Origin of the sequence: Roseburia sp., from assembly GCF_041325975.1 — a bacterium.
Lineage (GTDB): Bacteria > Bacillota > Clostridia > Lachnospirales > Lachnospiraceae > Roseburia > Roseburia rectibacter.
In genome coordinates this window covers 1,382,180-1,395,435 of sequence record NZ_JBGLEJ010000004.1, presented here as the reverse complement: position 1 = coordinate 1,395,435, position 13,256 = coordinate 1,382,180, and the positions used below count along the sequence as shown (strand labels likewise).

Genomic DNA, 13,256 nt, shown 5'->3' with positions numbered 1-13,256 from the left:
TTCGGAATATAATAATTTGGTAAGAAGGGGGGCTATCATGCGATCACAACTGTACTTATGGGGACCACTAAAACAACGATACATTGATGATTTGACTCTAATAAAAACAATGTTTGTAGAGCGAATTCAGCCTGTTTTTGCAAACGCAGAATCTGAGGCGGAAGAATATCAAAACGAATTATGGGAAAGCATTATGAACCGTCCTTGTACTGAAAATGACTATGTTGACCCTAGCGATTATGTTGATTTCGTTCAGGAAAAAGCAGTCGAACGGTATGATATGCTTTCACTCATGCGATATCGGAATATCGGAATGTGGTTGGCGTGTTTGTGTCAAGTATGGGAACAACAACTATACTCCTTCGTCATACATGAAGCAGAGCAAGAAGGTCTTAAATATGACCCTTCCGACATTAAACGTGGTTTTGCGTTTTCAAAAGATGTTTTTGAATGGCATCAACAACCTTTTGAAAAACTGGATTCTTGGGGAAAAATAAAAGAGCTTCGTTTGTTGGTTAATGTGATAAAGCACGCAGAAGGAGATTCAGAACAAAAGCTCAGAAAGCTTAGGCCTGACTACTTCACCCAAGATGTTTGTGGAACAGAATATGATTTAATGTCTCTCTATCACACGACACTGCTTGAACCCACGCTGATGATACAAGAACAAGATTTTATTGATTACTTTAACGCTTTGATTAAGTTCTGGGAGGATCTTCCTGAGCGAATGTATACAATGGATGAACTATAAAATGTGGCAGATGAATAACATCTGCCACATTTTTCTCTGACCAAAGTTCATTCGTCCTCGGTTAGATATTCTTCTTCATCCTCCAGATCGAAGTCATCCAGATTAGCGGGGACTTTCTTGCCCTGTTTCGGTTTCAGCACCAGAAAATAGGCTGCCGTACCGCCGCCAGCCGCCAAAATCAGCAGAAGCGCGGCAATGGCTCCGGCGCTGCTTTTCTTCTCCGGCTCTATAGTTTCCGGCTCGGTGGGTTCCGTGGGTTTCGGCTCCGTACCGGCGCACTCGCTCATATTTTTTACGCAGACCGGGCAAGCGGTATTGACTGCTCCGGCCTGGCACTTCTCCGTACAGGTGCAGACAATAGGTGTTTCCGCCTTTTCTCCATCCTCCGTGAGTGCCATGAGATCGGCTTCATCCACCTGGTTCAGAAAATGCACGGTTTCCTCGCCCTCGTCGTCACGGTCGATAATGAGATAGAACACATTGCCGTTCTTCGTTTCCACTGTAATAAACTGCTTGCCGCTGGCGGTCGGGCTGCCAATATCGTCGATCAGCGAAAGGTTCCCGTCCGGCGTCAGGGCGGCACCGCCATTCAGACCGCCGCCCAGCATCCCCAGCAGATTTTCCAGCGTTTCCGCGTCCAGAGAGAAAGGACCTTCCCCGGAGCCAGCCTCGCCGTCACTTACCGTCATGTAGCCGGAATAGACATAGCCGACCTTTTCCGGCAGGATGACCTTCAGCCAGTCGCCGTCCGTGCCGATCACCTTCACGGTCGTTCCATTGGGAAGCTGGGTGAAGGCGGTATAATCCATTCCTGCACCCGTGCGGACATTCAGATTGCCGCCGCCCGTGGTGACGGTGCCGGCCTGCCCGGAGTCATTTTCGCCGGAACTGAACTGAATACCGTCCTCGGTGACGGATACCGTGACCTGGCTGCCTGCCAGAGCGGAAAGCAGATCAGAAACATCCCCGACCGTTTCCTGTTCGGTCACGGATTCCGTGCTTTCCTCGCCGCCGCTGGCAAAGGCAGTGACAGAAAAAGCGGCAGTGCTGAGCATCACCGCCAAAAGAGCCGATACCATTTTTGTCATAAAGTTATGTTTCATCCTCGTATCCCTCCGTTTCCTCATGCTCGGTGCTGGCCTCCTGCAGCATACCTTCCGGCAGGGAGATCATACCGCTGGCGTAGGCTTTCAGGAAGGCGGTCAGCTCCTTGTTGTCCATTTTCACGGCTTTCACCATGCGGACAATTTCCAGATTTTCTTCCTCCGCAAGCTGCGCCTCCAGCGCACGAAGGCGTTTCTGCTGTTCCGCGATCTTTTCTTTGGTTTTCGCAATATCGTTGCGGATCTTCTGTGTCGTTGCCATAAATCAAATTACCTCCATATCGTTTTTTAGTTGTAGGGCGGTCGCCCGAAAGCGTAAAAGTGGGATTGCCAGTAGCTTGTGTTGATATCTGCATACTGGATGGGGTCGCCGCAGTGCAGCATTTTTCCACCGCCCACATAGATACCCACATGGGAAACGCCCGGTGTATCGTAAGTGCCGACGAAAAAGATCAAGTCGCCGGGTCTTGCGTTGGCAGAGGATACCGGGGTGGAAATATTGTAGAGCCCCTGGGCTCCCAGCCTGCCCGTATTGCAGACGCCGCTTTGCGTCAGCGCCCAGGATACGAAGCCGGAGCAATCAAAAGAAGTGTTCGGATTGCTGCCGCCCCAGACATAAGGATATCCGATGTACTTCTCCGCCTCGGTAATGAGCGCTGCAAAGGTTTCATCTTCCAGTGCGGAAGGCGGGATATCATAGGTGGTGGGCGGTTTGGTGTACTTGTCCACATAGCCGGAGCCGGGGAATAAATCTTCCCGGTTTCCCAGCGTTGCCATATAGACCGCATACAGGGAAAGCGTTTCTTCGTCCATGATGTAGACCGGCACATGGGAAAGATCGAAGTTTTCCAGCTTCACATTGCAAATATAGTAGTTGTACGGTACTTCCACGTCATAGTCATTTCCCTCGCTGTCTGTCCGTGTCTCCGTCCGATAGCGTACCTCCACTTCCACGGTCTGCGTCAGAATGTACTGCTTTTCAAAGAGCATTTGCAGCTCCGCCTGAACCGCGTCGATGGTGAACACCCCTTCATGGAACGCCGTGAGAATGGAAATCAGCACATAAGGGTCATGCTCGATCTCGTCCAGGTCAAAACGGTATTCGTCATATCCGGGGTGCAGAGCCTCATAGTGGTCCAGCTCATATTGAAGCTCCTGCTCCAGTTCACAGTAGGCCGCCTCTGCAGCCAGCATATCCGTGTCCTCGGAGAGATAAGAGGAAGTAAATACACCGCCCACGCCGGAGCCCGCCATCATGGAACAGGAAGATACCCCACCAAACAGCAGGGCAATACAGGCACCAATGCCGATCACCAACAGCACCGCCCGGCTATGATGCTTGATGCAGAGAAAGGTTTCCTTGAAGGCGTCCTTTGCTTTCTGCGCCGCACTTTTCGCCGTAGCCGCTGTGTTCTTTGCGGTTTTCTCTGCCTGCCGGAGCTCCTTTGCATAGTTCCGCTTGATCCGCTGTTTCTGCAGAAAGCGGGATACCGGGTTAGAAGCCGCCAATGCAGGATCATCATGCAGTGCCTTTTGGTAAAGGTAGTCGGCGTTTGCCTTAAAAGAAGCCTGCTCTGCCTTCGCCGCGTCACGCCAGGGCTTTGTGCGGTGATGGTGGACGGCGGTACGAACTTTACCTTTTCCGTAGGCAAGCCCGCGTTCCGTCAGCACCTCGCCCTTGTGTCCAGCCTCAACACCCACATTTTCCTGTTCCACCTCATGCACCTTCGCATGGGCGGCGTGGACGATCTCATGGACCGGTCGGGAAAGTGGATTGTGCCGCAATCGTCCGTTGGGGCGTTTCTCCACTTCTTCAAAGTGAAGCTGCGTTTTGCCTTTTCCGGCTGTCTCATCAAAAACACGCTCGGTACGGAGAACTTTCTTTGTGGGGATAGCGGCCTTTGCCGCGTCCAGCCGGTCCGCCGCACGGTCGGAACGGTCGATGTACTTTCCAAGTGCGGGATCGGCACGTTCTTCCTCGGTGAATTGCAGCCGGGAGGATGGGCGCTGCCTTGCAGCAGAACCATCCCGCACTGCCTGGGTGTCAGCCTTTTCCGCCTTTCGTGCGGTTTTCTTCTCATGGTGTTCCGCCGCACACAGGGCGAGGTCAGCCGCAGCGCCAGCGGATTCTTCCGAAGAAGCGGACAGTTCCATTTCCGGTTCACGGCTGCTGATATGTTCCACCTCTCCCGTGGCAAGGTTTTCCGATACCGCACCGTCACGGGTCATTTTCTGCGTGATCTTATCGGTCGCTTTCAGTTCCCTCATAGGCAGTCACCTTCCTTTCCATAAGGGCAAAAGTCGCCGCAGGTGCCATTCTCGATCATGGCGATATAGCGGAAAATGGGATAGGCCTGGGGTGGGCAGACCGCATTTCCCAAAGTTTTCAGCCGCAGAGCCCGGTCCTCCATGCGCTCGGTCATGCGGGGGATTCCTTCCGGTTCGGCAGCCCAGAGGATACGTCCGTCCATCCTTTCGGGAAGCCCATGAGCCATTCCACCCAATCCGGGTTCAGCGCCGCCGTTTCGGAAACCGGCTGTTCCTGGGAGATGATCTGCGCCGACAGGTTCCCGTCCTTCTTCGTCGAATCGAAGGCCGACGGCTTCAAGGTTGAACGGAAACCGTCCGACGCCACCGGGGTCAGATAGAATACCGCCGCCGACAGGCTGAGGCTCCAGATCGCCCCGTTTCGGTTCCTCTTGCGGAATATCCCATTGTCCGACAGGAACACATCCAGGCTTGCCGCATCCCTGGCGGTGTTGTTGTCGGAGGCAAGGGGTGTGGGAAACATCAGCCGCGACGATAAAAGTTCGCTGGCGCTCATGCCATGCGCCGACGCCGCAAGCCGGAAATACGAATGGGAGAACAGCGTATCCCGCTTTTGCCAGGTCAAAGATCGTTTTGTCGAGCCCCATATTGATGAAGCCAGCAACATTTTCCCCAAGCACCCAACGGGGCCGGAGCTCGGTAATAACGCGGCACATTTCCGGCCACAGGTAGCGTTCATCCGCAAAGCCCTTCCGTTTTCCGGCGGTGGAGAAGGGCTGACAGGGAAAGCCGCCTGAGATAACGGTAACTGTTTCAAGTCCTGTTTTTTCAAAAAACGCCTCCTTCGTGAAAGTAGTAATATCTCGAAACCTGGGAACATCCGGCCATCGTGCAGAGAGGACGGAGTGCGGAAAATCCGCCCACTCACACTGGCAGACGGTTTCAAACCCAGCAGCCTCCGCCGCCAGGTCCAGACCGCCAATGCCGGAAAACAGGCTCACATGGGTCAGTTTATTCATGGTCCTTCGGCACACGGAACGGTTCGATCTCACTTTCCAGCTCCGCAAGGACCGCCTCCATATCCGCCGTAACTGCCTTGCTTCTGGCAATCAGCCGGTTCATCACATCAAAGAAGGTTTCGCCATCCTGTTTTTCTTCCGTATGCAAATAATGGGGATCATTCATGTTCATTTTCTCCTTTCCCGGTTTCACCAAGTTTTGTCGTCATAATGCTGTAAAGCTCGTTGTCCTTCGGGAAGTCATCCACAAAAGGCAGGATCACATTGCCGAAGAAGATCAGCCCCTGTCCGGGGCCTGCGTTGCTGATATGCGCCGCCTGCTGGTTGGAGATATTCAGGCGCTCGCAGAGGATTTTCCTGTCTCCGCTGGCCTGGTTCAGAAGGTACACAAAATCGCTGTTTTCAAAGATATTCTCGATCTCCGGGGAGGAAAGCAGGTCCTTAATATTCTGCGTGATCCCTGTGGGGATACCGCCCCATTTGCGAAAGCGTTTCCAAATCTCCACGCTCCAGGCACCGACCTCGCCGCGCAGCAGAAGGTGGAACTCGTCCACGAAGTACCAGGTGGATTTACCCTGATCCCGGTTTTGGGAAACACGGTTCCACACCTGATCCTGGATCACCAGCATACCCAGGCTTTTGAGCTGCTTTCCCAGCTCCTTGATATCGAAGCAGACAATGCGGTTGTTGATATCCACATTGGTGCGGTGGTTAAAAACATTCAAACTGCCATGCACATACAGTTCCAGTGCCGCCGCGATCCGCTGCGCCTCCGGCTCCGGCTGCCGTTTGATCTCGTCATACAAATCTTCCAACAGCGGCATATTCTCCGGGCGGGGGGCTGCGATATAGGGGCGGTACACGATCCGCACAGCACGGTCAATGACCGTCTTTTCCACCGGCTCCAGACCGTTCCGTCCGCCTGCCGCCAGTTCGCAGAACGACAGGATAAAATCGGATTTCAGCGCCAGCGGGTTATCATCCTCGCTGTAATTGAGGTTGATATCCATAGGGTTCACATACTGTGTACTGGTAGGTGAGATTTTGATGACCTGTCCTTCCAGACGGTTCACCAGCGGAAAATATTCCGCCTCTGGGTCGCAGATCAGGATATCGTCCTTTGTGTTCAGGAACACACCCACGATAGAACGCTTTGCGGAAAAGCTCTTACCGCTGCCGGGCGTGCCTAAGATCATGCCGTTGGGCGTTTTCAGCTTTTTGCGGTCAGCAAGGATCATGTTGCCAGAAGTGGCATTGAGCCCGTAGTAGAGAGCTTCGCCGCCGTGGAAAATCTCCTGTGTGGTGAAGGGAACGAACACCGCCACTGCCGAAGTGGTAAGTCCGCGCTGTATCTTAATGCGGTTGACACCCAGGGGCAGAGCCGACACGAAGCCGTCCTCCTGCTGAAAGTCCAGCCGCACCAGGGAGCAGTTATATTTCTGCGCCACGCTTGCCGCACGGAGAAGGTCATTCTCCAGCTTTTGCTTGCTGTCCGCAAAATTCACCACCAGAAAGGTCATCAGGAACATTCGCTCATTTCTGCTTTGCAGGTCACGGAGGATGTTCTTTGCCTCGCCTGCGTAGGTGGCAAGATCGGTGGGGATGATATCCATATCGAAACCTTCCCGCACCGCCTTTTTCTGTGCGTCGATCTTCATACTGTCAATGTCAGTGATCTTCCGCTTGACCGTTTTGATTGCCTCGTTCTGGTCCATGCTGCGGATATGGAGGCTGACAAGCAGCCCGCTGTCCGTATCCAGCAGCTCGGTGAGCATACGGTCATCCATTTCCGGTGCGCTGATCTGCAGAAAGGACACGGCACAGAATTTATCCGCCATCGTGAACTTCCGTGCTTCACCGAAGCGGAAGGAAGATGGTGCGATAAAATCCTGAACCGACAGGCCGGAAGGGGCAAGCCAGCTCCATTCAAAGGCAAACCGTTCCCCGTCCGGGTGCAGGATGCCGTGGAGCATTTCCAGCCACTCCTTGCCGCCAAGCTCCTTTGCCAGAGCGCCCATGACCTTGAAATGGTTGAGGGCGTCCATGACGATCCGGGAAAATCGTGCCCGTGCGGTTTTGCTGTCCCGTGCCTCAATGGTGAGGGTCAGGTACTTTGTTTTGATAAGACCGTTGTTGCCCCGTTCAAGCTGCTTGCGGAGCATTTGTGTGTAAAGCTCACGGATATGGTCGAAGTGATCTCCCTGCGCTGCGATCTCGATACGCTTCACAAAATCCTCCCGGTTCATGCGGCGGCTCACAAGAGATAGCTGCATCCCGATAGAAGCGTCATGGGCGTTATACATATCACAGAGGGCTTCAAAGATCGCCGTCTGGTCGTCAGGCTTTGCAAGCTGATAATTCACATCCTCGAACTCGATACACTTCGACCAGGTGTGGTCGTCCAGCTTGCACAGGCCGTCCGGGTACATCTGGCGGAACGGTAAAGTGTCCTGAGCGGAATGTACCTTGCCGTCGCCTCTGGCAGTTTCCAGAATACGGCTGATCTCACGCTTTTCCGCAGCGGTTAGCTTTACCGTGGGTTTTGCCGCCTGCCGTGCCTGAGGCTCTGGCTTTCGCTTTCTGAACAATGGCTTTCACCTCCTTTTCCGCCTGGGCCTGCCGCTCCAGGGCTACGTAGAAATTGTTTGTCTGGTAAGGCCGTTCTTTCGTCCGCAGGAACATACAGCGGATGACCTGTCCGGCTACTACCTCCAGGGGTTGACCGTGCCGCTCATACATGGCAAGCAAAAAGAACGGGAGCATGACGATAATCATGCAGAACGCGGCGGCGCTGTTGCTGGCCGTGCGTCTGAGCAAAAAGAAAAGCGGTACTCCGATGAGTGCCGCCGCTCCGAAACATATAAGCTGCCGTTTGGTAAGCCCAAACAGCACTTTGGATTTTACTTTCGTCAAATCCTTTGGAATGGTTACATACGCCAATTTATCAAGCCTCCTTAATGCGCTCCGAACAGGCTCTTAGAGAGGCTGCCGGTCTTGAACAGGGCGAAGCACAGCAGGACCGTGTAGCCCATGCAGGCCCATATCGCGCCTGAGATATTTCCGTCCGTGGCGATACTCTGTACCAAAACAGAGTAGATTCCCACGCACACCATGATTAGAAATGCCTGGAACGCCAATGCAAACAGGGATTTCAAGTAGTTCTGTCCTGTATGGCTCCAATCCCGGTTTGTCATAGTGGCAAGCGGAATCGGTCCAACGGAAGTTGTCAAATACACCTCGATCATGCGGCCGTAGATGACAAGCATGATACAGATGGAAAGGGCATTCATGGTAAGCCCCACGAAAAGGGACTGGAACCACAGCCCGAACAGTTCTCCCGTACCCAGGGCTTCAAGCTGCGCCTCCATATCCGTGATGACGCTGCTGATATCAATGGAGGTATTCCCGATGATGACGCCTGCGCTGCTGTTCACAACGCTTTGCCCCACATCGAAGATACCCATGACGATATTCCATGTGTTCGTCACAATGAGAACGGCACAGAATGTTTTGAAAATCCACTTGAAGAACATCCAGGTGTCTACATCGTGCAGATTGTTTTTCTCTGTCACAAGCTGGATCAGCTCATAACACATTACGAATGTCAGGATAACCCCGGCGATTGGAACGATCACCGTTTCAGAGAGGTTTCGGATCATAGAAAAGACGCCGCTGTTCCATGCCAGCGGCGTCTGTCCCACTTCACCGGCGATCTCACCTACTTTGGTATTGACCGTATCGAACATGCCCGACAGGTTTCCCGTGATCCCCTCGATGAGCAGCCCTCGGAGCCATTCATCGAGTTTGTCGAGTATGCCGCCCATAAGCGATCACCGCCGGACGATCAACCGAACAGGCCGGAGAGCAGAGGTACAAGGGTGATGCCGATGAGGGCGACACCGCCGCCGGCCATCAACTGTTTTATCCCCAATTAGGTGTAAAACTCTGCTCGATGGCGGGCGGCGGCGTACAAAAAATCTATATGGTGTTTTTAAGAGAACCGTCCCGGCGGGACAGGTCAGGCAGTGACCTGTTCCACCTCCGGGATGGGTTTGAGATTAAAATGAATTTCGATAGAAATGTGTCTTGTTTTATCCTCGTCAATGCACTCATGCACGACGATTTCTTTGATTAAGCGGTTGAGGGTGGCTGCGTCCAGCTCTGTGATGTTGGCGTATTCCTGAATGGCTTCCACCCATTGTTTTGCGTCATTGGCAAGCTGGACTTCATCGGACAGCCGCTTTCTGCCCTCTGACACTTTTGTTTTAAGCTCCGTCTGCTCGGTCTGTGTCTTTTCCAGCATGGTGTTGAAATTCTGCTCACTGATACGCCCTGCAATCATATCCTCATAAAGCCGCATGACCATTTTGTCCAGAACCTCAATCCGTTCCTCGTCCCTTGTAAGGGAGCGTTCCATTGCTTCCCGCTGTTCCCGCTGCTCTGCTTCACAGGTATTGGTCAGGCGGTCGGCAACCGCTTCCCCGTCCATCAGGGCAGCTCTGGCACATTCCCGGATTTTCCGCAGCACATGGCTGTAAAGGGTGTCATAATCAATCCGGTGCTGGGTGCAGTGGTTCTTTCCAAAGGCGTTGTAGGTCTTGCAGGAATAAATCCGCTGGGGATGTTTTGCGTTTGTATAGCGTACCGTCAGCGACTTCCTACACTCGCCGCATTTTAACAGTCCGGCAAACAGGCTGATTTCATTGGTCTGCCCCGGACGCTGGCGGGATTTCAGCTTATTCTGCACAATGTCAAAGCTCATGCTGTCAATCAGCGGTTCGTGCTGTCCCTCCACCACAATCCAGTCCTCCGGCTTCTTTTCCCCAATCGTGCCGATTTTGAAACGGTAGTCCTTTTTCTGGGAAGCAATCGCCCCGGTGTAGACGGGATTCATCAAAAGGTCTTTGATAACGGAGAAGTCCCACATATACCGCCCGTTTTCCGGGTCTTTCTTTTCCCATTTGGTGCGGGTATTGCGAAGCCCCCGTTCCCGGTTCCACCATGTGGGGCAGGGGATTTTTTCTTCCTCCAGCCGTCTGCGGATATAGTTCGGACCATGACCGTTTAGGGCATATCCGAAAATCAGCCGCACAATCGGGGCGGTTTCCTCGTCAATGAGCAGATGGTTTTTGTCCTCCGGGTCTTTCCGATACCCAAACGGGGCAAGACACCCGGTAAACTGTCCTTTCTGCGCTTTCAGAAGATAAGAGGAATGGACTTTCTTGGAAATATCCTTGCTGTACATCTCGTTCAGGATATTCTTGAACGGGGCGATGTCGTTGTTATCCCGCAGGGTGTCGATACCGTCATTCATGGCGATATAGCGGACACCGTTTCTTGGGAAAAAGTCCTCAATCAAATGCCCGGTTTGCAGATAGTTACGCCCCAGTCGGCTGAGGTCTTTCGTGATGACAAGGTTGATTTGCCTGCGCTCAATGGCTCTCAACATTCTCTGTAAATCAGGACGCTCCATATTAAGACCTGTGAAGCCATCGTCCTGATAGACTGCTACAACCTCCCATCCCTGCTTTTCGCAGTATTTTTCCAGCATATCACGCTGGTTTGCGATACTGGCACTTTCGCCTTGCAGGTCATCGTCCTTTGACAGCCTGCAATAGACCGCTGCACGATAGCCCCCGGCAAGTGCTTTTCCGATTGTTCTGTATTCCATTTCGTTCATCATAGCCATTTACCCACACAATCCAGACGGTATCTGGCTCTTTTGAACCTCATCTTCATTATAGCTCATATCTTTCTTTTTAGCAAGATATTCTTCCGTATTTGTCTTACCGTATTTCTGGGAAATCAGGCTGACGAACACATCGGTTGCGTCCAGTTCCCCGTCAAACACAGTAGTCACATGAATCTCTGTTTTGTTTTTTGCCATAGGCAGTTATCCTCCATACATGAAAACAGCCAGACAGAGGGTGTCGGCAACGAAGTCCGGCAACGGGCTTCAAAAGACCTTGCAAACAATCTCAATCTGGCATTACTTACTATTTATACTTTTCTTTTATTTTTCTGTTGTTTTGGTTGTTATAAGGGAGAAAAGCCCGCAGTTAAGGGATTTTTCCCGGCAACCGGCTCGGCAACGGGATAGCAACAGGGGGTGCAACGGGCTGTCATTTTCAGAATGGAAGCTCCATCTGTTCTGTGACCTCCACAAAACCGTCCATCGTTTTTTCAGACGGGTTGCCGGAGTCCGTTGCCGGGTTTTCACGCTCCCAGCCCTTTTGTCTGCCGTATTCGGAAAACATTCTTGGATTCGAGAAGTACCGCCAGCGGTCAATGCACTGGTTCATAATCTCGTTGATTTCCCGGATTTCCCATTGCTTCGGCTCGTCAAAAGCATGGTTCAAGGCTTCCTTATAGAGCTGCTTGGAGCAGACCATGTTCCCTGTGTACTTATCAAGATACGCCTGTATCATCCCGACTTTGGTGTCCTCTGGCATAAAATCCCGCTGGTGTTCTTTGAGATACCGCTGCATGGCGGGGCTGAAAGCCAGCTTGAACCTGCCACTTCGGTAAATCTCCATCGCTTCTGCCCACATCTGCTCGATATAGGCTCTGGAAGCAGCTTCGTCCTCCAAAATGTGAACCTCGGCTTGCTCCGGGTACACCATGACCGGGATAAAACGGCGGTTGCCGGAACGGTCAAGGGGCAGGAAGTCAAGGGCATTGGAAGTGCCGCCAAACACGCACTGACGGGGGCGGTCTGCCGGGTGGGTTTCATAGGGTATCTTGTAAACCTCTTTCTGCCGGCTTAAAAACGACTTGATTTCCTCAATGCTCTTGGCGTTGGCGGTTGCCATCATTTCCGACATTTCGATAATCCAGTGACCTTGCAGCTTACGGTACACATTGTCATCGTCCAGCTTCCGCAAATCATCGGAGAACCACTCGTCCCGGACTGCCAGCAGACGGAAGAAGGTGGACTTGCCAGCCCCCTGACCTCCGACCAGACAGAGCATGATTTCAAACTTGCACCCCGGCTGAAAGGCTCGTGAGATAGCGCCCATCAGGAACAGCTTCAACGCTTCATAGGTGTAATCATCTGCGTCAGCTCCCAGAAAGTGCCGTAGGCAGAAGCGGATTCGCTCTGTCCCGTCCCACACAAGGGAACTTAAATAATCCCGGATGGGGTGGTACTTGTTTTCATTCGCCACAATCCCGATGGCGTTATCAATCTTTTTCTCATTGGTAAGCCCGTAGGTTTCTTCCAGATAGAGAAGCAGATATTTCATGTCCGTATCGTTTAAGGCGGTGCTGTCCCTGTGGAAGCCGATGGGCTTTATGATGTCCTTGCGGTCGGTCAGGATGTTGTATGCGATAGCCCCGGAAAGCAGCGGGTCACGCTGGAATACGATCAGGCAGTTCCGTATGCTCTGACGGACACCGCCTTTCTCGGTGGTTTCCAGCCCCGCCTTGATTTCCTCAATGCTCTGGGGCGGTTGCATGGCGTTCATGGTGTTTTTTAGTTCTTGCTGCGTCTGCGGCTGCAAGCTCTGCCATTCGCTGTTCAAGCTGTATCACATCCTTTCCGTAGTCCGTAATCAAAGCCGCTTTTTCCTCTGTCTCCCCGAACAGCAGCACATCCAGCAGATATTCCACATGGTCTTGCTTCTGTAAGGCTTCCACAAACCGGGGATGAAAGACTTCCTCCGGGGAGTGCGGGGCATATTCCTTTCTCCACACTCGGAGTAGGTGGAGATAATCGGCAAGGATACGGAAGCAGCGGTTTTTTGCTTCCTGAAACTGTTCCTCCGGGGATTTCTGCCGGGGCTTGGGCTTTTTTGCTTTTCCCGGCGGTTTCCAGTCCTCATAGGAAAGCCCGAAGTCCTGTGCCAGCTGTACGGCGGCTTCTTTCTTTCCCAGCCCATACAGGGCGGCGGCAAAATCAATCACATCCCCATCCGCACCGCAGCCGAAGCAGTGGTAACGCCGATCCAGCTTCATGCTTGGGGTTTTATCATGATGGAACGGGCAGCAAGCCATCCCGTTCCGCCCTGCATGGATTCCATAATGCTCCGCAGCCTGTCTGGTTGTGACGAACTGCTTCACAGCTTCAAATACATTCAAATCTATCCCTCCTTGAAAAAAAGAAAAGCACCTGAC

14 protein-coding genes and 1 pseudogene are annotated in these 13,256 nt (G+C 52.7%); 2 read left to right on the top strand and 13 right to left on the bottom strand.

All coding sequences use genetic code 11. The features are described from left to right. The first annotated feature begins 37 nt into the window (after positions 1–37). A complete protein-coding gene (locus ACDD58_RS10085; RefSeq protein ID WP_370777270.1) occupies positions 38–751 on the top strand; it encodes a hypothetical protein in 714 nt (237 codons plus the stop codon). 47 nt (positions 752–798) lie between these two features. Here ACDD58_RS10085 and ACDD58_RS10080 read toward each other — a convergent pair whose 3' ends face one another. The 11 genes and pseudogenes from ACDD58_RS10080 to ACDD58_RS10030 all read right to left on the bottom strand — a co-directional run bounded on the left by ACDD58_RS10080 (position 799) and on the right by ACDD58_RS10030 (position 11,028). Next, positions 799–1,839 (bottom strand): CD1107 family mobile element protein, encoded by a 1,041-nt coding sequence (locus ACDD58_RS10080; RefSeq protein ID WP_370777268.1) that lies wholly within the window; start codon positions 1,837–1,839, stop codon positions 799–801. Positions 1,840–1,843: 4 nt separating this feature from the next. Then, positions 1,844–2,116: a DUF4315 family protein gene (locus ACDD58_RS10075; protein ID WP_370777266.1), complete on the bottom strand. Its 273-nt coding sequence runs from the start codon at positions 2,114–2,116 to the stop codon at positions 1,844–1,846. A gap of 26 nt (positions 2,117–2,142) precedes the next feature. After that, the gene (locus tag ACDD58_RS10070; protein ID WP_370777264.1) at positions 2,143–4,122 is read right to left on the bottom strand and encodes a CD1108 family mobile element protein; all 1,980 of its coding nucleotides are present in this window, start codon (positions 4,120–4,122) and stop codon (positions 2,143–2,145) included. Then, positions 4,119–5,141 (bottom strand): DNA cytosine methyltransferase, encoded by a 1,023-nt coding sequence (locus tag ACDD58_RS10065; RefSeq protein ID WP_370777262.1) that lies wholly within the window; start codon positions 5,139–5,141, stop codon positions 4,119–4,121. Before ACDD58_RS10065 ends, ACDD58_RS10070 begins: the two co-directional genes overlap by 4 nt. Further along, entirely contained in the window at positions 5,134–5,307 is a 174-nt protein-coding gene (locus tag ACDD58_RS10060) for a hypothetical protein (RefSeq protein ID WP_370777261.1), read from the bottom strand. Before ACDD58_RS10060 ends, ACDD58_RS10065 begins: the two co-directional genes overlap by 8 nt. Beyond that, positions 5,300–7,729 (bottom strand): VirB4-like conjugal transfer ATPase, CD1110 family, encoded by a 2,430-nt coding sequence (locus tag ACDD58_RS10055; RefSeq protein WP_370777259.1) that lies wholly within the window; start codon positions 7,727–7,729, stop codon positions 5,300–5,302. Before ACDD58_RS10055 ends, ACDD58_RS10060 begins: the two co-directional genes overlap by 8 nt. After that, positions 7,647–8,081 carry a PrgI family protein gene (locus tag ACDD58_RS10050; RefSeq protein WP_370777257.1) on the bottom strand — a complete coding sequence of 145 codons (435 nt, stop codon included), beginning with the start codon at positions 8,079–8,081 and terminating at the stop codon, positions 7,647–7,649. Before ACDD58_RS10050 ends, ACDD58_RS10055 begins: the two co-directional genes overlap by 83 nt. A gap of 14 nt (positions 8,082–8,095) precedes the next feature. Continuing rightward, on the bottom strand, positions 8,096–8,965 hold the full coding sequence (locus ACDD58_RS10045) for a VirB6/TrbL-like conjugal transfer protein, CD1112 family (protein ID WP_021739912.1): 870 nt from the start codon (positions 8,963–8,965) through the stop codon (positions 8,096–8,098). A gap of 20 nt (positions 8,966–8,985) precedes the next feature. Then, positions 8,986–9,069, bottom strand: a pseudogene (locus ACDD58_RS10040) (Maff2 family mobile element protein); the annotation flags it as partial. Positions 9,070–9,159: 90 nt separating this feature from the next. Next, entirely contained in the window at positions 9,160–10,830 is a 1,671-nt protein-coding gene (locus tag ACDD58_RS10035) for a recombinase family protein (RefSeq protein ID WP_370777255.1), read from the bottom strand. Further along, positions 10,831–11,028, bottom strand: a complete 198-nt coding sequence (locus ACDD58_RS10030) for a hypothetical protein (RefSeq protein ID WP_098924856.1) — start codon at positions 11,026–11,028, stop codon at positions 10,831–10,833. It lies immediately after the preceding gene. Between ACDD58_RS10030 and ACDD58_RS10025 the strand changes: the two genes are divergently transcribed. After that, positions 11,002–11,241 carry a tweety protein gene (locus ACDD58_RS10025; protein ID WP_098924858.1) on the top strand — a complete coding sequence of 80 codons (240 nt, stop codon included), beginning with the start codon at positions 11,002–11,004 and terminating at the stop codon, positions 11,239–11,241. The genes ACDD58_RS10030 and ACDD58_RS10025 overlap by 27 nt on opposite strands. Positions 11,242–11,269: 28 nt before the next feature. Here ACDD58_RS10025 and ACDD58_RS10020 read toward each other — a convergent pair whose 3' ends face one another. Both ACDD58_RS10020 and ACDD58_RS10015 read right to left on the bottom strand, forming a co-directional pair. Further along, positions 11,270–12,607 carry a VapE domain-containing protein gene (locus ACDD58_RS10020; RefSeq protein WP_370777485.1) on the bottom strand — a complete coding sequence of 446 codons (1,338 nt, stop codon included), beginning with the start codon at positions 12,605–12,607 and terminating at the stop codon, positions 11,270–11,272. Continuing rightward, on the bottom strand, positions 12,576–13,220 hold the full coding sequence (locus ACDD58_RS10015; RefSeq protein WP_370777252.1) for a CHC2 zinc finger domain-containing protein: 645 nt from the start codon (positions 13,218–13,220) through the stop codon (positions 12,576–12,578). Before ACDD58_RS10015 ends, ACDD58_RS10020 begins: the two co-directional genes overlap by 32 nt. Positions 13,221–13,256 lie beyond the last annotated feature (36 nt).